This window comes from Streptomyces sp. CAI-85, assembly GCF_013363615.1.
GTDB lineage: Bacteria > Actinomycetota > Actinomycetes > Streptomycetales > Streptomycetaceae > Streptomyces > Streptomyces antibioticus_B.
In genome coordinates, this window is the sequence record NZ_JAANNX010000047.1 from 21,733 (window position 1) to 40,132 (window position 18,400).

General features: G+C 71.1%; 15 protein-coding genes. 8 read left to right on the top strand and 7 right to left on the bottom strand.

Translation table 11 applies throughout. The features are described 5' to 3' along the window. Positions 1–303: 303 nt before the first annotated feature. The gene (locus G6W55_RS29615) at positions 304–1,416 is read right to left on the bottom strand and encodes a LacI family DNA-binding transcriptional regulator (protein ID WP_175523831.1); all 1,113 of its coding nucleotides are present in this window, start codon (positions 1,414–1,416) and stop codon (positions 304–306) included. A gap of 391 nt (positions 1,417–1,807) precedes the next feature. Here G6W55_RS29615 and hisC point away from each other — a divergent pair, with 391 nt between their 5' ends. The 5 genes from hisC to G6W55_RS29640 all read left to right on the top strand — a co-directional run bounded on the left by hisC (position 1,808) and on the right by G6W55_RS29640 (position 10,348). After that, on the top strand, positions 1,808–2,887 hold the full coding sequence (hisC, locus tag G6W55_RS29620; protein ID WP_175523832.1) for a histidinol-phosphate transaminase: 1,080 nt from the start codon (positions 1,808–1,810) through the stop codon (positions 2,885–2,887). Positions 2,888–3,055: 168 nt separating this feature from the next. Continuing rightward, the gene (locus tag G6W55_RS29625; protein WP_175523833.1) at positions 3,056–4,564 is read left to right on the top strand and encodes a cytochrome ubiquinol oxidase subunit I; all 1,509 of its coding nucleotides are present in this window, start codon (positions 3,056–3,058) and stop codon (positions 4,562–4,564) included. Between the two features lie 20 nt (positions 4,565–4,584). Then, positions 4,585–5,589, top strand: a complete 1,005-nt coding sequence (cydB, locus tag G6W55_RS29630) for a cytochrome d ubiquinol oxidase subunit II (RefSeq protein ID WP_175523834.1) — start codon at positions 4,585–4,587, stop codon at positions 5,587–5,589. A gap of 92 nt (positions 5,590–5,681) precedes the next feature. After that, the gene (cydD, locus tag G6W55_RS29635; RefSeq protein ID WP_217687546.1) at positions 5,682–9,182 is read left to right on the top strand and encodes a thiol reductant ABC exporter subunit CydD; all 3,501 of its coding nucleotides are present in this window, start codon (positions 5,682–5,684) and stop codon (positions 9,180–9,182) included. Between the two features lie 104 nt (positions 9,183–9,286). Then, complete coding sequence (locus G6W55_RS29640; protein WP_175523836.1) at positions 9,287–10,348, top strand: M23 family metallopeptidase; 1,062 nt, start codon at positions 9,287–9,289, stop codon at positions 10,346–10,348. 8 nt (positions 10,349–10,356) lie between these two features. Here the strand turns inward: G6W55_RS29640 and G6W55_RS29645 are convergent, their stop codons facing one another. The 6 genes from G6W55_RS29645 to G6W55_RS29670 form a co-directional block, all read right to left on the bottom strand. After that, positions 10,357–11,244, bottom strand: coding sequence for a Cof-type HAD-IIB family hydrolase (locus tag G6W55_RS29645; RefSeq protein WP_175523837.1), 888 nt, complete (start codon positions 11,242–11,244; stop codon positions 10,357–10,359). 85 nt (positions 11,245–11,329) lie between these two features. Next, entirely contained in the window at positions 11,330–12,232 is a 903-nt protein-coding gene (locus G6W55_RS29650; RefSeq protein WP_085211283.1) for an LLM class flavin-dependent oxidoreductase, read from the bottom strand. 42 nt (positions 12,233–12,274) lie between these two features. After that, positions 12,275–12,718 (bottom strand): hypothetical protein, encoded by a 444-nt coding sequence (locus tag G6W55_RS29655; protein WP_375372484.1) that lies wholly within the window; start codon positions 12,716–12,718, stop codon positions 12,275–12,277. Positions 12,719–12,736: 18 nt separating this feature from the next. Further along, the gene (locus G6W55_RS29660; RefSeq protein WP_370628141.1) at positions 12,737–13,285 is read right to left on the bottom strand and encodes an RNA 2'-phosphotransferase; all 549 of its coding nucleotides are present in this window, start codon (positions 13,283–13,285) and stop codon (positions 12,737–12,739) included. 199 nt (positions 13,286–13,484) lie between these two features. Next, complete coding sequence (locus G6W55_RS29665; protein WP_175523839.1) at positions 13,485–15,242, bottom strand: SDR family oxidoreductase; 1,758 nt, start codon at positions 15,240–15,242, stop codon at positions 13,485–13,487. Beyond that, entirely contained in the window at positions 15,239–16,093 is an 855-nt protein-coding gene (locus G6W55_RS29670; RefSeq protein ID WP_175523840.1) for a M24 family metallopeptidase, read from the bottom strand. The genes G6W55_RS29665 and G6W55_RS29670 overlap by 4 nt, the downstream gene beginning before the upstream one ends. Before the next feature lie 260 nt (positions 16,094–16,353). Here G6W55_RS29670 and G6W55_RS29675 point away from each other — a divergent pair, with 260 nt between their 5' ends. The 3 genes from G6W55_RS29675 to G6W55_RS29685 all read left to right on the top strand — a co-directional run. Further along, positions 16,354–17,319, top strand: coding sequence for an ABC transporter ATP-binding protein (locus tag G6W55_RS29675; protein WP_175523844.1), 966 nt, complete (start codon positions 16,354–16,356; stop codon positions 17,317–17,319). Further along, positions 17,309–18,217, top strand: a complete 909-nt coding sequence (locus tag G6W55_RS29680; protein ID WP_175523841.1) for an ABC transporter permease subunit — start codon at positions 17,309–17,311, stop codon at positions 18,215–18,217. Before G6W55_RS29675 ends, G6W55_RS29680 begins: the two co-directional genes overlap by 11 nt. Continuing rightward, positions 18,214–18,400, top strand: a 187-nt coding sequence (locus tag G6W55_RS29685) for an ATP-binding cassette domain-containing protein (RefSeq protein ID WP_175523842.1), incomplete at its 3' end; no start/stop codon positions are given. The genes G6W55_RS29680 and G6W55_RS29685, both read left to right, overlap by 4 nt.

Below are 18,400 nucleotides of genomic sequence, written 5' to 3' on the forward strand. Positions count from 1 at the left end.
GAGACGCGGATAGACCCGGAGAAGCCGGGGGCCGCCCGGACGCGGAGAAGCCGGGGCCGCCTGCCCCTGAGCAGCCCCCGACCCCAGCCTTCTCGGCCCAGCCCCCTCGGCCCATCTTCCTGGCCTCGCCCCCCGCCCCGCACGCCACCTCACACACCCGAGGGGCGACCGCCCCCCGACGGCCGCCCCGGTCCCCCTCTGGTCCCCCTCACGGGTCCCCCCTCGGACCCTCTCTCCGGGCCCCGGCTCACCTCACCGGGCTCCAGACTCCCCCCGCCCCCAGGGGCAACCCCCGGCTTCGCCCTACCCCTTCTCCGGCGCCCGAGGAGGGCTGACCGTCGTGCGGGGCGGGCGTCGCTGAGAAGAGGTACGGACGATCAGTTCGGTCGGTATCACCTGTTCGACGGGCCGGTCCGACTCCACGCCCTCGATCGCGTCGATCAGAAGCTGCACCACCGCCGTGCCGATGCGCCGCGGTTTGAGCGAGAGCGTGGTGATGGGCGGCTCGGTGTTCGCGTACACCGTGGACTCGCTGCAACACACCAGCAGCAGATCCTCCGGCACCCGCAGCCCGTAGCGGCGGGCGGCGGCGAGCAGATCGGTGCCGTTGGGGTCGAAGAGGCCGTAGACGGCGTCGGGGCGGTCCGGGCGGGCGAGCAGCCGGTCCGCGGCGACCGCGCCCGCGCAGGGGTCGTGCGCCGGGTACGCCTCGTACACCGGGTCCTGTCCGACCCGCTCGCACCAGCGCAGATAGGCCGTGGTCGACAGATGCGTGTACGTGTCCGTGGTGGTCCCGGTCAGCAGGCCGATGCGGCGGGCGCCGGCGTCGGCCAGATGGTCGAGGATGTCGAGGACGGCGGCCTCGTGGTCATTGTCGACCCAGGCGGTGACCGGCAGCGGGCCGGCCGGGCGGCCGTCGGAGACGACCGGTAATCCCTGGCGCACCAGCTCGCTGACCACCGGATCCTGGTCGGACGGGTCGATGACGACCGTGCCGTCCAGGGCGACGTTCGACCACACGTCGTGGCGCGAGGTCGCGGGGAGGATCACCAGCGCGTAGCCGCGGGCGAGCGCGGCCGAGGTCGCGGCGCGCGCCATCTCCGCGAAGTACGCGAACTCGGTGAAGGTGAAAGGTTCATCCCCGTACGTCGTCACGGTCAGGCCGATGAGCCCTGACTTGCCGGTACGGAGGGTTCGGGCCGCCGCCGAGGGGCGGTAGCCGAGTCGGTCGGCGACCTCGCGGACATGGCGTCGGGTGGCGTCGGGGAGCCTGCCCTTGCCGTTGAGGGCGTCGGAGACGGTCGTGATGGAGACCCCGGCGGCGGCGGCCACGTCCCTGATGCCCGCCCGGCCCGGCCGGCTGCCTCGGCGTGAGGTTTCCGCGCGGCTCACCTGGTGCTTCCCTGCTGCTGTCATGGCGAGCCGATAGTAGGGCTCATCCGGTGGGGTAGGGCGGACGCATATGCACGCATTGACAGGCACGTTTCTGCAAGGTCACGAGTCCCCAAATGCCTTAGAAAACAAGTCAGTTGGGCCCTTACTTGTCGGTACGTGACGTGTCGGCACGGATGAGCCTGCCAACGCACCGATGTCTCGAAGAGGTCTCAACTCACCTGCACGAGGGATGCGCGCCACGGCGCGCACCACCGGCGCATAGATATATGTGCGGCGCGCCCCCCGTTTCGTACCCCTTCCTCCTCAGAGATCACGGAAGGGGGCCCGGCTCCGTCCGAGCTGTTCGCACCCGCGCCGAATCCTCATAAGGTGAGCAGTATTGAAGCCGGTTGTGGTCACGAGGAGGACTGCGGTGAGCGAGACGAGCCCCAAGCTGCGCGCCGAGCTGGAGGGGATTCCCACCTACAAGCCGGGCAAGCCCGCCGCGGCCGGTGGTGCCGTGGCCTACAAGCTGTCCTCCAACGAGAACCCCTATCCGCCGCTGCCCGGCGTGATGGAGGCCGTGACGGCCGCGGCCGCCGCCTTCAACCGGTACCCGGACCTGGCGTGCACGGCCCTGGTCGAGGAGCTGTCCGGGTGCTTCGGGGTGCCCGCCTCCCACCTGGCCACCGGCACCGGTTCGGTCGGGGTCGCCCAGCAGCTCGTGCAGGCGACGGCGGGCCCCGGCGACGAGGTGATCTACGCCTGGCGGTCCTTCGAGGCGTACCCGATCATCACGCAGATCAGCGGTGCCACCTCGGTGCGGGTGCCGCTGACCGAGGGCGATGTGCACGACCTGGACGCGATGGCCGACGCGATCACCGAGCGGACCCGGCTGATCTTCGTCTGCAACCCCAACAACCCGACCGGCACCGCGGTGCGCCGGGCCGAGCTGGAACGATTCCTCGACCGGGTGCCGGGCGATGTGCTGGTGGTGCTCGACGAGGCGTACCGGGAGTTCGTCCGCGACCCGGAGGTGCCGGACGGCGTCGAGCTGTACCGCAGCCGGCCGAACGTCTGTGTCCTGCGGACCTTCTCGAAGGCGTACGGCCTGGCCGGCCTGCGGATCGGGTTCGCGATCGCCCATGAGCCGGTGGCGACGGCGCTGCGCAAGACGGCGGTGCCGTTCGGGGTGAGCCAGTTGGCGCAGGAGGCGGCGATCGCCTCGCTGCGGGCCGAGGACGAGCTGTTCGGGCGGGTCGGCTCGCTGGTCGGGGAGCGCGCCCGGGTGGTCGAGGGGCTGCGGTCCCAGGGCTGGACCGTGCCGGACACCCAGGCCAACTTCGTGTGGCTGCGGCTCGGCGAGTCCACCGCGGCCTTCGCGGCCGCCTGTGAGGAGCACGGGGTCGTGGTGCGGCCGTTCGTGGGCGAAGGGGTGCGCGTGACGATCGGCGAGTCCGAGGCGAACGACATCTTCCTGAAGGTCGCGGAGGCGTTCCGCAAGGAGCGGTAGCCTCCCGGGTGGATCCTCGTCTGCGCAGGTCAAACGGGGTGTGAAGAGCAGCGTTGGGGGGTTCCCGCGGGTAAGCGGGACCCCCCTTCGGCGTATCGAAAATCGGTGCGCCATAATTGCTTGTGAATGTGAACGCGTTCACAAGCGTGTGAGGTAAGGAGCGACGACGTGGACCTGGCTTTGGCGCCGGAGACCCTGGCGCGCTGGCAGTTCGGCATCACGACCGTCTACCACTTTCTGTTCGTTCCCCTGACGATCTCCCTGGCCGCCCTCACCGCGGGCCTCCAGACCGCATGGGTGCGCACGGAGAACGAGAAGTACCTCAGGGCGACCAAGTTCTGGGGCAAGCTCTTCCTGATCAACATCGCGATGGGTGTCGTCACCGGCATCGTCCAGGAGTTCCAGTTCGGCATGAACTGGTCCGACTACTCGCGGTTCGTCGGTGACATCTTCGGCGCCCCGCTGGCCTTCGAGGCCCTCATCGCCTTCTTCTTCGAGTCCACCTTCATCGGGCTGTGGATCTTCGGCTGGGACAGGCTGCCGAAGAGGATCCATCTGGCCTGCATCTGGATGGTCTCGATCGGCACGATCCTGTCGGCCTACTTCATCCTCGCGGCCAACTCGTGGATGCAGCACCCGGTCGGCTACCGGATCAACGAGGCGAAGGGCCGGGCCGAGCTGACCGACTTCTGGCTCGTGCTCACCCAGAACACCGCCCTGGCCCAGGCGTTCCACACCCTCACCGCGGCCTTCCTCACCGGTGGCGCCTTCATGGCCGGCATCTCCGCCTTCCATCTGCTGCGCAAGAAGCACATCCGGGAGATGAAGACCTCGCTGCGGCTCGGCCTGGTCACGCTCGCCGTCGGCGGACTGCTCACCGCGGTCAGCGGTGACGTCCTCGGCAAGATCATGTTCCAGCAGCAGCCGATGAAGATGGCCGCCGCCGAGGCCCTCTGGGACGGCGAGGCGCCCGCGCCCTTCTCCGTCTTCGCCTACGGCGACGTCGACAAGGGCCACAACAAGGTCGCCATCGAGATCCCGGGCCTGCTGTCCTTCCTGGCCAACGACGACTTCAGCTCGTACGTGCCCGGCATCAACGACGTCAACAAGTCCGAGCAGGAGAAGTTCGGGCCCGGCGACTACCGGCCCAACATCCCGGTCGCCTACTGGGGCTTCCGCTGGATGATCGGCTTCGGTATGACGTCCCTCGCCGTCGGCGTGGCCGGGCTGTGGCTGACCCGGAAGAAGTTCATGCTGCCGCAGCATCTGCGGGTCGGCGAGGACGAGGTGCCGCATCTGGTGCTGCTCCCGAAGAAGGCGCTCGGCCCCAAGCTCACCCGGCTCTACTGGCTGGCCGCGATCTGGACCCTGGGCTTCCCGCTGATCGCCAACTCCTGGGGCTGGATCTTCACCGAGATGGGCCGCCAGCCCTGGGTCGTCTACGGCGTCCTCCAGACCCGGGACGCGGTCTCCCCCGGTGTCTCCCAGGCCGAGGTCCTCACCTCGATGATCGTCTTCACGGTCCTGTACGCCATCCTCGCCGTCATCGAGGTCAAGCTGCTGGTGAAGTACGTCAAGGCCGGCCCGCCCGAGCTGACCGAGGCCGACCTCAACCCGCCCACGAAGATCGGCGGCGACGCCCGTGACGCCGACAAGCCGATGGCCTTCTCGTACTAGGCCGAGGGAGCTGCACAGTCATGGAACTGCACGACGTCTGGTTCGTCCTGATCGCCGTCCTGTGGATCGGCTACTTCTTCCTGGAGGGCTTCGACTTCGGGATCGGCGTCCTCACCAAACTGCTGGCCCGCGACCGGACCGAGAAGCGGGTGCTGATCAACACCATCGGTCCGGTCTGGGACGGCAACGAGGTCTGGCTGCTCACGGCGGGCGGCGCGACCTTCGCCGCCTTCCCCGAGTGGTACGCCACGCTCTTCTCCGGGTTCTATCTGCCGCTGCTGTTCATCCTGGTCTGTCTGATCGTGCGCGGTGTCGCCTTCGAGTACCGGGCCAAGCGGCCCGAGGAGAACTGGCAGCGCAACTGGGAGACCGCGATCTTCTGGACCTCGCTGCTTCCCGCGTTCCTGTGGGGCGTGGCCTTCGGCAACATCGTCCGGGGTGTGAAGATCGACCAGAACTTCGAGTACGTCGGCGGGTTCTGGGATCTGCTCAACCCCTACGCCCTGCTCGGCGGAGCGGTGACGCTCACCCTGTTCACCTTCCACGGCGCGGTGTTCGCGGCCCTGAAGACCGTCGGTGACATCCGGGAGCGGGCGCGGCGACTGGCGCTCAAGGTCGGTCTGGTGACCGCCGTCTGCGCGCTGGTCTTCCTGCTCTGGACGCAGGTCGACAACGGTGACGGTCAGAGCCTGGTCGCGCTGGTCGTGGCGGTCGCCGCCCTGGTCGCGGCCCTCGTGGCCAACCAGGCGGCGCGTGAGGGCTGGGCGTTCGCGTTCTCCGGCGTCACCATCGTGGCCGCCGTGGCGATGCTGTTCCTGACGCTCTTCCCGAACGTCATGCCGTCGTCGCTCGACGAGAGCTGGAGCCTCACCGTGACCAACGCCTCGTCGAGCCCGTACACCCTGAAGATCATGACCTGGTGCGCGGTCATCGCCACGCCCATCGTGATGCTCTACCAGGGCTGGACCTACTGGGTGTTCCGTAAGCGGATCGGCACACAGCACATCGCCGACGCCGCGCACTGAGTCCGAGGGGGAGGGGAAATCACGGTGCTCCGTGATGTTTCACGTGGAACACGTCATGCTCTCCGTGAGACCCCCTCCCCGGACCGAAGGGCATGTTTCACGTGAAACCGATCGATCCGCGTCTCCTCCGCTACGCCCGGGCCACCCGCCTGTTCCTGCTGGCGGTCGTCGGTCTCGGGGCCGTCGGTGCGGGGCTGGTCATCGCGCAGGCGATGCTCATCGCCGAGGCGGTGGTCGGGGCCTTCCAGCACGGGATGTCGGTCTCCGAACTCCGTACTCCCCTGCTGCTGTTGGTGGCCGTGGCGATCGGGCGGGCCGTGGTCTCCTGGCTCACCGAGCTGGCCGCGCACCGTGCGAGCGCGGCGGTGAAGTCGGAGCTGCGCGGACGGCTGCTGGAGCGGGCGGCCGAGCTGGGGCCGGGGTGGCTGAGCGGCCAGCGGACCGGATCGCTGGTCGCCCTGGCCACCCGGGGCGTGGACGCGCTCGACGACTACTTCTCGCGCTATCTCCCGCAGTTGGGGCTCGCGGTGGTCGTGCCGGTGGCGGTCCTGGCGCGGATCGTGACCGAGGACTGGGTCTCCGCCACGATCATCGTCTGCACCCTGCCGCTGATCCCGGTGTTCATGGTGCTGATCGGCTGGGCCACCCAGTCGCGGATGGACCGTCAGTGGCGGCTGCTGTCCCGGCTGTCGGGGCACTTCCTGGACGTCGTCGCGGGACTGCCCACGCTGAAGGTGTTCGGCCGGGCCAAGGCCCAGGCCGAGTCGATCCGCAGCATCACCGGCGAGTACCGCCGGGCGACCATGCGCACGCTACGGATCGCCTTCCTGTCGTCGTTCGCGCTCGAACTGCTCGCCACGCTCTCGGTGGCCCTGGTCGCCGTGACGATCGGCATGCGGCTGGTGCACGGCGACATGGACCTCTACATCGGCCTGGTCATCCTGGTGCTCGCGCCGGAGGCGTATCTGCCGCTGCGCCAGGTCGGCACCCAGTACCACGCGGCCGCCGAGGGGCTCGCCGCCGCCGAGGAGATCTTCGCCGTCCTGGAGACCCCGGTACCGGCTCCCGGCACCACCCGGGTCCCGGAGGGCCCGCTCGCCTTCGACGGCGTGACCGTGCGCTACCCCGGCCGCTCGGCCGACGCCGTCTCGGACGTGTCCTTCACCGTCGAACCGGGGGAGACCGTCGCCCTGGTCGGCCCGAGCGGCGTGGGCAAGTCCACCCTGCTGCACACCCTGCTGGGCTTCGTACGGCCCACCGAGGGCCGGGTACGGGCCGGGGGAGTCGATCTCGCCGCGGCCGATCTGGAGCAGTGGCGGTCACGGATCGCCTGGGTGCCGCAACGCCCGCACCTGTACGCCGGGACGATCGCCGACAACATACGGCTGGCCCGGCCCGACGCCGACGAGCGGGCCGTACGGCGGGCGCTCGCGGACGCGGGGGCGCTGGAGTTCGTGGACGCGCTGCCCGCCGGGCTCGGCACCGTGCTGGGCGAGGACGGGGCCGGGCTGTCCGCCGGTCAGCGCCAGCGGCTCGCCCTGGCGCGGGCGTTCCTCGCGGACCGGCCCGTCCTGCTGCTGGACGAGCCGACGGCCGCGCTCGACGGCGAGACCGAGGCGGAGGTCGTCGAGGCCGTACGGCGGCTGGCGGCCGGGCGCACGGTCCTGCTCGTGGTGCACCGGCCCGCCCTGCTGGCCGTGGCGGACCGGGTCGTCCGGCTGGCCGAGACGGCGGCGCCCCGCCCCGCGGAGGCCGCGCCGAGGACCGCTCCCGCACCGCAGGAGGCGGCGGCGCCCGCCGGGCCCGGCCCGGAACCGTTCGAGGAGCCGGCCGGGGGGAGCGCCGGCGGTGTCCTCGCCCGGGTCCGTGCCCTGGCCGGTGCCCGGCGCGGCCGGCTCGCGCTGGCGCTGCTGCTGGGCAGCCTCGCCCTGGGCAGCGCCGTGGGCCTCATGGCCACCTCCGGCTGGCTCATCTCCCGCGCCTCGCAGCAGCCGCCCGTGCTGTATCTGATGGTGGCCGTGACGGCGACCCGCGCGTTCGGCATCGGCCGGGCCGTGTTCCGGTACGGCGAGCGGCTGGTGTCGCACGACGCGGTGCTGCGGATGCTGGCGGACACCCGGGTCGCCGTCTTCCGGCGGCTGGAGCGGCTGGCGCCGGCCGGGCTGCGCGGCACGCGCTGCGGCGATCTGCTGTCGCGGCTCGTCGCCGATGTGGACACCCTCCAGGACTACTGGCTGCGCTGGCTGCTGCCGGCCGGTGCCGCCGTCGCCGTCTCGGCCGGATCGGTCGCCTTCACGGCCTGGCTGCTGCCCGAGGCCGGTGCCGTGCTCGCCGTCGGACTGCTCGTGGCCGGGGCGGGCGTCCCGCTGATCACCAGTGCCGTGGCGCACCGCGCCGAGCGCCGGCTCGCCCCCGCCCGGGGAGTGCTGGCCACCCGGACCGCCGACCTGCTCACCGGTACCGCCGAACTGACCGTCTCCGGGGCGCTGCCCGCCCGGGCCGCCGAGGTGCGCGCCGCGGACGGCGTGCTCACCCGGATCGCCTCGCGGGCCGCCACCGCCACCGCCCTCGGTGACGGCCTCACCGCTCTCGTCTCCGGGCTCACCGTCGCCGCCTCCGCCCTCGTCGGCGCCCAGGCGGTCGCCGCCGGGCGGCTGAGCGGGGTGACCATGGCCGTGGTCGTCCTCACCCCGCTGGCCGCCTTCGAGGCCGTCCTCGGGCTCCCCTTGGCCGTACGCCACCGTCGGCGGGTCCGGCGGAGCGCCGAGCGGATCTTCGAGGTCCTGGACTCCCCCGAGCCGGTGCGCGAGCCGGAGCGGCCCGTAAGCCCGCCCGCCTCGCCGTTCCCGCTGGTCGTCGAGGGGCTGACGGCCCGGCACGCCGGTCAGGACCGGGACGCGCTGACCGGGGTGGACCTCACCCTGACACAGGGCCGCCGTATCGCCGTCGTGGGCCCGTCCGGCTCCGGCAAGACGACTCTCGCCCAGGTCCTGCTGCGCTTCCTGGACGCGGACTCCGGCACCTACACCCTGGGGGGCACGGACGCGGACACGCTGGACGGCGACGACGTACGGCGGCTCGTCGGGCTGTGCGCGCAGGACGCGCACCTCTTCGACAGTTCGGTGCGCGAGAACCTGCTGCTGGCGAAGAAGGACGCGAGCGAGGACGAGGTGCGCGACGCGCTGTCCCGGGCCCGGCTCCTGGAGTGGGCCGACAGCCTGCCCGAGGGGCTCGACACGCTCGTCGGCGAGCACGGGGCGCGGCTCTCCGGGGGCCAGCGTCAGCGGCTCGCGCTGGCCCGCGCGCTCCTCGCCGACTTCCCCGTCCTGGTGCTCGACGAGCCGGCCGAGCATCTCGACCTGCCCACCGCCGACGCGCTCACCGCGGACTTGCTGACCGCCACCGAGGGCCGTACCACCGTGCTGATCACGCACCGGCTGGCCGGGCTGGACGCGGTGGACGAGGTCGTCGTGCTGGAAGCGGGCCGGATCGTGCAGCGCGGACCCTTCGCGGAACTCGCCTCGGTGGACGGCCCGTTGCGCTCGATGGTCGAGCGGGAGGCCGCCACGGAGCTGCTGGTGACCGCGGGCTGATCCAAACCCGACGGCCCGCATGATGGGCCATCAGAGGTGCGGTGTCCCCCGGGCGTACGCCTTGAACAGGACCGGTGCCGGGGGGCCGGGGCACGATCGCTGACATGCGCTCATCTCGCCGTCGTCCCCTGCTCGTTCCGGTCCTGGTCTGCGCGGCCGCGGTGCTCGCCGCCCGTCCGACGGCCGCCGACGGCGAGCCCGGCGACGGCTCCGCGGCGGACGCCGGGCTCAGTACGCGGGTGGCGCGGCTCTACGAGGAGGCGGCCGTCGCCACCCAGAAGTACGAGGCGGGGCGGCAGGAGGCGGAGGCCGCGCGGGGCAAGGCCCGGAAGCTGGAGGAACTGCTGGGCCGGGAGCGGCGGGAGACGGCCGCGCTCCGCGACGACCTGGGCCGGATCGCGCGGGCCCAGTACCGTGAGGGCGGCGGTCTGCCGGTCGCCGCGCAGATCATCCTGGCCGACGATCCGGAGCGGATGCTGCGGAGTCAGCACGCCTTCTCCCAGGCGCAGCTCGATCTCGACACCGCGCTCGGCAAGAGCCGGCGGGCCGAGGCACGGCTGGCCGCGGACGAGAGCAGGGCCAGGTCCGCCTGGCAGGGCGTGGAGCGGCGGGCCGGCGAACTCGCCGTCCTGAAGAAGGGCATCGAGGACAAACTCGACCAGGCGCGCTGGGAGTTGCAGGGGCAGGCGGACGCCTCGGTCGCGGCGGGCGCCTGCCGCGGCGCGGTACGGCTCGTCCAGCCGGCGACGCACTTCTCGCAGAGCTGGGTCGCGCCGGTGGAGACGTACACGCTGTCCGCGAGCTACGGCAGCGGCGGGGCCCGCTGGGCGAACCGGCACACCGGGCAGGACTTCGCGGTGCCGATCGGCACGCCGGTGCGGGCGGTCGGCGAGGGCCGGGTGGTGCGGGTGTCGTGCGGGGGCCCGTTCGGCATCGAGATCGTGCTGCGGCATCCGGACGGCTACTTCACGCAGTACGCGCATCTGGCCGCCGTCACCGTCGACCAGGGTGAGCGGGTGACCGCGGGGCAGTGGATCGGCCAGTCCGGCACCTCGGGCAACTCCACGGGACCGCATCTGCACTTCGAGACGCGGGTGACCGACCGGGCGGGGTCGGCGGTGGACCCGGTGGCATGGCTGGCGGCGCGCGGGGTGCCGCTCGGATGAGGGGCCGGTCAGCCGTGCTCGGAGAGAAGCCGCTCGATGACGACGGCCACGCCGTCCTCGTTGTTGGCGACCGTGTGCCCGGAGGCCGCCGCGAGGACGTCCGGGTGGGCGTTGCCCATGGCGAAGGACCGGCCCGCCCAGGTCAGCATCTCGACGTCGTTGGGCATGTCCCCGAAGGCGACGACCTCCTCGTGCGAGATGCCGCGTTCGGCGCAGCACAGGGCGAGCGTGCTGGCCTTGGAGACGTCGGGGCCGCTGATCTCCAGCAGGGCGCTGGGGCTGGACCGGGTGACGTTGGCGCGGTCGCCGATGGCCAGCCGGGCCAGGGTGAGGAAGGCGTCGGGGTCGATCGTGGGGTGGAAGGCGAGGATCTTCAGCACCGGCTCATGGGCCCCGGGCGCGTCCGCCCCGAGCAGCTCCTCGGCGGGGGCGAGGGAGTCGGGGATCTCCATGTGCATCTTCGGGTACGCGGGCTCCTGGTAGAAGCCGTAGGTCTGCTCGACGGCGTACATGGTCCCGGGCGCCGCGTCCCGCAGCAGCCGTACGGCGTCCAGGGCGTTCGCGCGTTCCAGCTCGCGCACCTTGACGAACCGGTGGGCGCCGGGGCCGCCGTGGAGGTCGACCACGGCGGCGCCGTTGCCGCAGATCGCCAGGCCGTGACCGTGGACATGGTCGCTGACGACGTCCATCCAGCGGGCCGGGCGGCCGGTGACGAAGAAGACCTCGATGCCCGCCTCCTCGGCGGCGGCGAGGGCGGCGACGGTGCGCGGTGAGACGGACTTGTCGTCGCGCAGCAGGGTGCCGTCGAGATCGGTGGCGATCAGCCGGGGCGGGAGGCCGGCGGTCGGGGTCTCGGGCTGTCGAGTCGCTGAGGTCACCGGGCCATTCTCGCGCATATGCCCGCACGGTCGGGCGAGAGCCCGCACACATGAGACACCGGGCGGCCGGAAGGATGCCCGGTGTCTCGTCCCGGGGGACAGGTCAGCGCAGTTGGGAGAGGCCGTCCATGGCGATCTGCTCGAAGACCTTCTCGTCGGCCGCGAAGTCGGAGTCCGGGATGGGCCAGTGGATCACCAGTTCCGTGAAGCCCAGCTCCTTGTGCCGTCCCGCGAAGTCGACGAACGCGCCCACCGACTCCAGCGGGCGGGAGCGGTCCGGGGTGAAGCCGGTGAGCAGGATCCGGTCCAGCTCGTTCACGTCCCGGCCCTGGGCGACGCACTCGTCGGTGAGCCGCTCCACCTGGCCGCGAATGGCCTGAACCGACTGCTCGGGGGTGCCGTTCTCGTACAGCCGGGGATCGCCGGTGGTCACCCACGCCTGGCCGTGGCGGGCCGCGAGCCGCAGTCCGCGCGGTCCGGTCGCGGCGACGGCGAAGGGCAGCCGGGGGCGCTGGACGCAGCCGGGGATGTTCCGCGCCTCGTGCGCCGCGTAGTGGTCGCCCTCGTAGGACACGGAGTCCTCGGTGAGCAGCCGGTCGAGCAGGGGCACGAACTCGGCGAACCGGTCGGCCCGCTCACGCGGTGTCCAGGGCTCCTGGCCGAGCGCCGTGGCGTCGAAGCCGGTGCCTCCCGCCCCGATGCCGAGCGTGACCCGGCCGCCGGAGATGTCGTCCAGGGAGATCAGCTCCTTGGCCAGCGTCACCGGGTGCCGGAAGTTCGGCGAGGTCACCAGGGTGCCCAGACGCAGATGGTCGGTGACGGCCGCGGCGGCGGTCAGCGTGGGGATGGCGCCGAACCAGGGCCCGTCGCGGAAGGTGCGCCAGGACAGATGGTCGTAGGTGTACGCGGTGTGGAAGCCGAGCTGTTCGGCACGTGTCCAGGCCGAACGGCCACCGGCGTTCCAGCGGAGGTACGGAAGGATCACGGTGCTCAGGCGCAGGGTCATGTCACCGAGCGTATGCCGACGGCTCTGTTTCACGTGAAACGCTCACCGTACGCGGTCGGCCAGCCACGGGCTGAGGAGCAGTCCGATGAACTCCTTGTGCACCCGGTCGCCCGGCAGCGGCACCATCAGATGGTGGCTCGGCGGGAAGCGGCGGCCCTTGACCCAGGCGTGGTCCTCGTAGAGGGAGCGGAGGAAGGCGGGTACGTCGTCCCGGGCGATGTCGGGGCACTGCACGCCGTCCACGGTGATCAGGGCGTCGTCGTCCGGGTAGAGCCGCACGCTCACATGGGGGCTGCCGCCGAGTTCGACGTACGCCTCGTGCGGCAGCGAGCCGTCCGGGTCGGTGGTGACACCGACGCCCGCGGCGGTACGGCGCGAGGTCCGGTCGGCGCCGATGTCATGGGTGACCTCGATCTCGCGCCCGTAGGCGTCGGCGAGGGCACGCAAGGCGGCGACGGCGGCCTCGGTGCTGGGGAGGTGGTCCATACCACTGATCATGCAGGGTCAGTGCGGCGAGGGAAACCGCAGATAGCGGGGCGGTACGGCCTTCGTCAGCCATACGCCGTTCGCGCTCACCTGGAAGACATGGCCGTCACGGTGCATGGCGGCGGCGTCCACGGAGAGCACCACGGGGCGGCCCCGGCGGGCGCCGACCCGGGTCGCGGTCTCGCGGTCCGGGGAAAGATGCACGTCGTGCCGGTTCATGGGCCGCAGCCCCTCGGCGCGGATCGCGTCCAGGGAGGCCGCCACGGTCCCGTGGTAGAGGTACGCCGGCGGGGTCGCCGGGGGCAGCCCCAGCTCGACCTCGACGCTGTGGCCCTGGCTGGCGCGGATCCGGGTGCCGTCGATCGCGAAGCGCTTCTTGTCGTTGGCGGCGACGACATGGTCCAGCTCGGCTCGGGTGAAACGGAAGCCGTGCGCGGCGCAGGCGGCCATCAGGTCGTCGATCTCGACCCAGCCCGCCGGGTCGAGAGTGAGCCCGATCCGCTCCGGCTGATGGCGCAGGTGCTTCGAGAGGTATTTCGACACCTTGACCGTGCGTCTGTCGTCCATCTCCTTGTCGTTCATGTCCTCAGCATGACGGGAGAGACATGGATCACGCACAAGGTTTTGCGTCCGAGGTTTGGTCCACAGCCAACTCCGTTTATCCACAGGGTCATTGGAGAATCTGTGGACAACCGGCCGCCGTTTGTGGACCTTTCGTCAACCTCGTATGACGGGGCGTGACTTCGGGAGCCACGCCCCAAGTCCGCTACACCGGAGGGCTCATACGCGCTATGCGCCTCAACACCCCCGGTGCGAACCGCGTCAGGGCGTGCACACCGCGCGCCTCCGGCGTCACCGGCACCACGGCCTCGTTGCGGACCACCGAGCGCAGGATCGCCTCCGCGACCTTCTCCGGAGGGTAGTTGCGCATGCCGTACAGCCGGGACGAGCGGTTCTGCCGGCGCTTCTCCTCCGTCGGATCCACCCCGACGAAGGTCGCCGTGGACGTGATGTTGGTGTTGACGAGTCCCGGACAGATCGCCGTAACTCCGATGCCCTGACCGGCCAGTTCGGCGCGCAGGCACTCGCTCAGCATCAGCACCGCCGCCTTGGACGTGCTGTAGGCGGGCAGGGCGCGCGAGGGCTGATAGGCCGCCGCCGAGGCGGTGTTGACGATATGGCCGCCCTGGCCGCGCTCGGCCATCCGCCGCCCGAACAGACGACACCCGTGGATGACCCCCCACAGGTTGACGTCCAGCACCCGGCGCCAGTCGTCGGACGTCGTGTCGAAGAACGAACCGGACATCCCGATACCGGCGTTGTTCACCAGCACGTCCAACACCCCGTACTCGGAGTGGACCTTGGCGGCGAGTTTCTCCATCTCCTGTTCGTCGGAGACGTCCACGGTCTCCGCCCATGCCTCGGGAGCGCCGATCAGCCGGGCCAGTTCGGCGGTGCGGGCCGCGCTCTCCGCGTCCCGGTCGACCGCGATCACCCGCGCCCCGGACTCCGCGAACGCGAACGCGGTCGCCCGTCCGATCCCGCTGCCCGCACCGGTCACCAGCACCAACTGGCCGCCGAAACGGTCCGCGTGGCGTCCGGTGGCCCGCTGCTCGGTCCGGCCGCCCTCGACCGAGGTGACGAACTCCGTGATCCAGGAGGCGAGCTGGTCCGGACGGGTCCGCGGCACCCAGTGCTTCGCCGGGATCGTCCGCCGGGTCAACCGCGGTACCCACTGCTCCAGTTCGTCGTAGAGGCGCTCCGAGAGGAACGCGTCGCCCAGCGGCGTGACGAGCTGCACCGGCACATGAGCGTGCGCGTCGGGGCGTGGACGGGCCAGCCGGGAACGGACGTTGTCCCGGTACAGCCAGGCGCCGTGCGCGGCGTCCGAGGGCAGCGAGGGCGTCGGGTAGTCGCCGCCCGGGACGTTCTCCAGACGGCGCAGGATCCGCGGCCAGCGCTTGCCGAGCGGTCCGCGCCAGGCGAGTTCGGGCACCACAGGCGTGTGCAGCAGATAGACGTACCAGGACTTGGCGCCCTGGCCCAGGAGTTGGCCGATCCGGCGCGGAGTGGGGCGCTTGAGACGGGAGTTGATCCAGTGCCCGAAGTGGTCGAGGGACGGCCCCGACATCGAGGTGAAGGACGCGATCCTCCCCTTGGTACGCGCCACCGTGACGAACTCCCACGACTGCACCGAACCCCAGTCGTGCCCCACCAGATGCACCGGACGGTCCGGGCTGACCGCGTCCACGACCGCCAGGAAGTCGTCCGTCAGCTTCTCCAGGGTGAACCCGCCGCGCAGCGGCTTCGGCGCGGTGGAGGCGCCGTGGCCGCGCACGTCGTACAGCACCACGTGGAAGTCCCCGGCCAGCCGGGCCGCGACCTGCGACCACACCTCCTTGCTGTCCGGATAGCCGTGCACCAGCACGACCGTCGGCCGGCCGGGGTCCCCCAGCTCGGCCACGCTCAGCTCGATGCCCCCGGTGCGCACCCGGCGCTCGCGCGCCCCCTTCAGCGTCGTCACTCCGCCTCCGCCTTCCCTTCCGCCCAGCGCCGCACGTGCGGCAGGTCGTCGTCCAGCCAGAACGCGCTCTCCTCGGGGTCCGAGGAGTCGGTGACCACCAGGATCTCCTCGAACTTCGCGCCCGTGCCCCTGAATCCGAGATGCGGCTCCACCGCCCACAGACCCGGCTGCGGCGGATGGTCGGAGAAACGGTACGGCGACCACAGCGGCGACCAGCCCTCGCGATGCCCGTGCAGCGCGTCCGCGGCCAGCCCCTTCAGGGCCTGAGCGCCGAATCCGAACAGCCGCGGCGAGAACCGGCTCTCCCGCACCCGGTCCACCTTGTGCGCGATCACCCCGAACGGGTACGCGCGATGCCGGTTGGCGTACCCCTGGCGGACCATGAGGCGGTCCACGTCGGCGTAGATCTCCCGCAGCGGCCGCCGCTCGCGCACCTCGCGCAGGATCAGCTCCCGGTGCGCGCGCAGATCGTCCATCAGCCGCTCCTGCACCGGGTGGACCCCGAGCGCGCCCGAGTAGCCGATGTCCGCCGTGTAGCCCTCCAGTACGGGGGCCATGTCGAGGATGTACGGCATCCCCGCCTCCAGCCGCCGGTTGGTGGGGAAGAACTGGAGCGGAATCCGGAAGTCCGTGAAGGCCGTGCGGTCGCCGAACCAGGCGAACGGCAGATGGAACCAGTCGTTCACACCCCGCTCGCGCAGCCACTCCCGCTGCATCCGGGCCGCCTCGCGCTCCGTCACCCCGGGTTCCAGCCGGGCCGCCACCGCCTCGGCGCACTCGTAGGCCAGGCGTTGCACCCGCCTGAATCCCCGCAGGTCCGCGGAGAGTTCGTGTGTCACTGCCGTCGTCATGCCACCTCGTCCCAGCGGTCCGCGCCGATTGCGGTACGTGTCCGTAACCTGACCCCGACCGAATCTGGCACTTGTTAGAGAAAGCGTCAATAGGGAGGACGGCGGCCGTCCGCACCCGGGGGTGGATCACGGGTGGATCACGGCCGTAGCTCTCAGGCAGGGGGTCCCCTACGGGCCCGTACATCTGAGGTCTGAGGCGAGGACAGCTCTGAGGTCTGACGAATTCCGTGGCGTGCGTCACTACATTCGTCGATGTGACTGTGATCGCGACCGAAAGCCTGAGCAAGCGGTTCCCCCGGGTGACCGCTCTTGACCGGCTCTCCGTGGACGTCGGACCCGGTGTGACCGGACTCGTCGGAGCCAACGGGGCCGGCAAGTCCACACTGATCAAGATCCTGCTGGGTCTGTCCCCCGCGAGCGAGGGCCGCGCCGAGGTGCTCGGCCTGGACGTCGCCACCAAGGGCGCCGCCATCCGCGAGCGCGTCGGCTACATGCCGGAACACGACTGCCTGCCGCCCGACGTCTCGGCCACCGAGTTCGTCGTGCACATGGCCCGGATGTCCGGCCTGCCGCCCACCGCCGCCCGCGAGCGCACCGCCGACACCCTGCGCCACGTCGGGCTGTACGAGGAGCGCTACCGCCCCATGGGCGGCTACTCCACCGGCATGAAGCAGCGCGTCAAGCTGGCCCAGGCCCTGGTGCACGACCCGCAGCTCGTCTTCCTCGACGAGCCGACCAACGGCCTCGACCCGGTCGGCCGCGACGACATGCTCGGTCTGATCCGCCGCATCCACACCGACTTCGGCATCTCGGTCCTGGTCACCTCCCACCTCCTGGGCGAACTGGAACGCACCTGCGACCACGTGGTCGTGGTCGACGGCGGCAAGCTCCTGCGCTCCAGCTCCACCACCGACTTCACCCAGACCACGACCACCCTGGCGATCGAGGTCACCGACACCGACACCCACCCGGACGGCACGCGCGCGGTGCGCGAGGCCCTCCAGGCACGCGGCGTGGAGTTCCTCGACACCGCCACCGGCCTGCCCGGCGCAGGACACGTCCTGCTGCTCACCGCCCAGGGCGAGGAGACCTACGACGTCGTCCGGGACGTGGTCGCCGACCTCGGCCTCGGCCTGGTCCGCATGGAACAGCGCCGGCACCACATCTCCGAGGTCTTCAAGGACAGCGACGAGCAGCGGAAGGAGGCCGTCGGCCATGGCGGTTGAGCCCCCGGTCACCGCCCCCTCGGGCGACCAGACCCGCATCCACAACATCGGCTACCGCAGCTACGACGGCCCCCGCCTCGGCCGCGCCTACGCCCGCCGGTCCCTCTACTCGCAGTCCCTGCGCGGCTCCTACGGCCTCGGCCGCTCGGTGAAGTCCAAGGTCCTGCCGATGCTCCTGTTCGTGGTGATGTGCGTCCCCGCGGCCATCATGGTCGCCGTCGCGGTCGCCACAAAGGCCAAGGAACTCCCGGTGGACTACACCCGCTACGCGATCATCATGCAGGCCGTCATCAGCCTGTACGTCGCCTCGCAGGCACCCCAGTCCGTCTCCCGCGACCTGCGCTTCAAGACCGTCCCGCTGTACTTCTCGCGGCCCATCGAGACCGCGGACTACGTCCGTGCGAAGTTCGCGGCCCTGGCCTCCGCGCTGTTCATCCTCACCGCCGCCCCTCTCCTCGTGCTCTACGTGGGCGCGCTGCTGGCCAAGCTCGACTTCGCCGACCAGACCGAGGGATTCGCACAGGGACTCGTCTCCGTGGCTCTGCTCTCCCTGCTCTTCGCCGGCATCGGCCTGGTCATCGCCTCCGTGACCCCGCGCCGCGGCTTCGGCATCGCCGCCGTCATCGCCGTGATGACCATCTCCTACGGCGCCGTCTCCACCCTCCAGGCCATCGCCGACGCGCAGAACAGCACCGGCGCGGTCCCCTGGATCGGCCTGTTCTCCCCGGTGACCCTCATCGACGGCGTGCAGTCCGCGTTCCTCGGCGCCGCCTCAACGTTCCCCGGCGGCATCGGCCCGTCCCACGGCGAGGGCGTCGCCTACGTCCTCGTCACCCTCGGCCTGATCGCCGCGACCTACGGCCTTCTGATCCGCCGCTACCGGAAGGTGGGCCTGTGACCACGCTCCAGATCGACCACGTCTCCCGCTGGTTCGGCAATGTGGTCGCCGTCAACGACATCACCATGAACATCGGCCCCGGCGTCACCGGCCTGCTCGGCCCCAACGGCGCCGGCAAGTCCACCCTCATCAACATGATGGGCGGCTTCCTCGCCCCCTCCACCGGCACCGTCACCCTCGACG

Bases quoted from the DNA above. Each gene is read 5' to 3' on its own strand.
- G6W55_RS29615 (WP_175523831.1), bottom strand. From the start codon at position 1,416: ATGACAGCAGCAGGGAAGCACCAGGTGAGCCGCGCGGAAACCTCACGC.
- cydB (WP_175523834.1), top strand. From the start codon at position 4,585: ATGGAACTGCACGACGTCTGGTTCGTCCTGATCGCCGTCCTGTGGATC.
- cydD (WP_217687546.1), top strand. From the start codon at position 5,682: ATGTTTCACGTGAAACCGATCGATCCGCGTCTCCTCCGCTACGCCCGG.
- G6W55_RS29640 (WP_175523836.1), top strand. From the start codon at position 9,287: ATGCGCTCATCTCGCCGTCGTCCCCTGCTCGTTCCGGTCCTGGTCTGC.
- G6W55_RS29645 (WP_175523837.1), bottom strand. From the start codon at position 11,244: ATGCGCGAGAATGGCCCGGTGACCTCAGCGACTCGACAGCCCGAGACC.
- G6W55_RS29650 (WP_085211283.1), bottom strand. From the start codon at position 12,232: ATGACCCTGCGCCTGAGCACCGTGATCCTTCCGTACCTCCGCTGGAAC.
- G6W55_RS29655 (WP_375372484.1), bottom strand. From the start codon at position 12,718: ATGGACCACCTCCCCAGCACCGAGGCCGCCGTCGCCGCCTTGCGTGCC.
- G6W55_RS29660 (WP_370628141.1), bottom strand. From the start codon at position 13,285: ATGGACGACAGACGCACGGTCAAGGTGTCGAAATACCTCTCGAAGCAC.
- G6W55_RS29670 (WP_175523840.1), bottom strand. From the start codon at position 16,093: ATGACGACGGCAGTGACACACGAACTCTCCGCGGACCTGCGGGGATTC.
- G6W55_RS29680 (WP_175523841.1), top strand. From the start codon at position 17,309: ATGGCGGTTGAGCCCCCGGTCACCGCCCCCTCGGGCGACCAGACCCGC.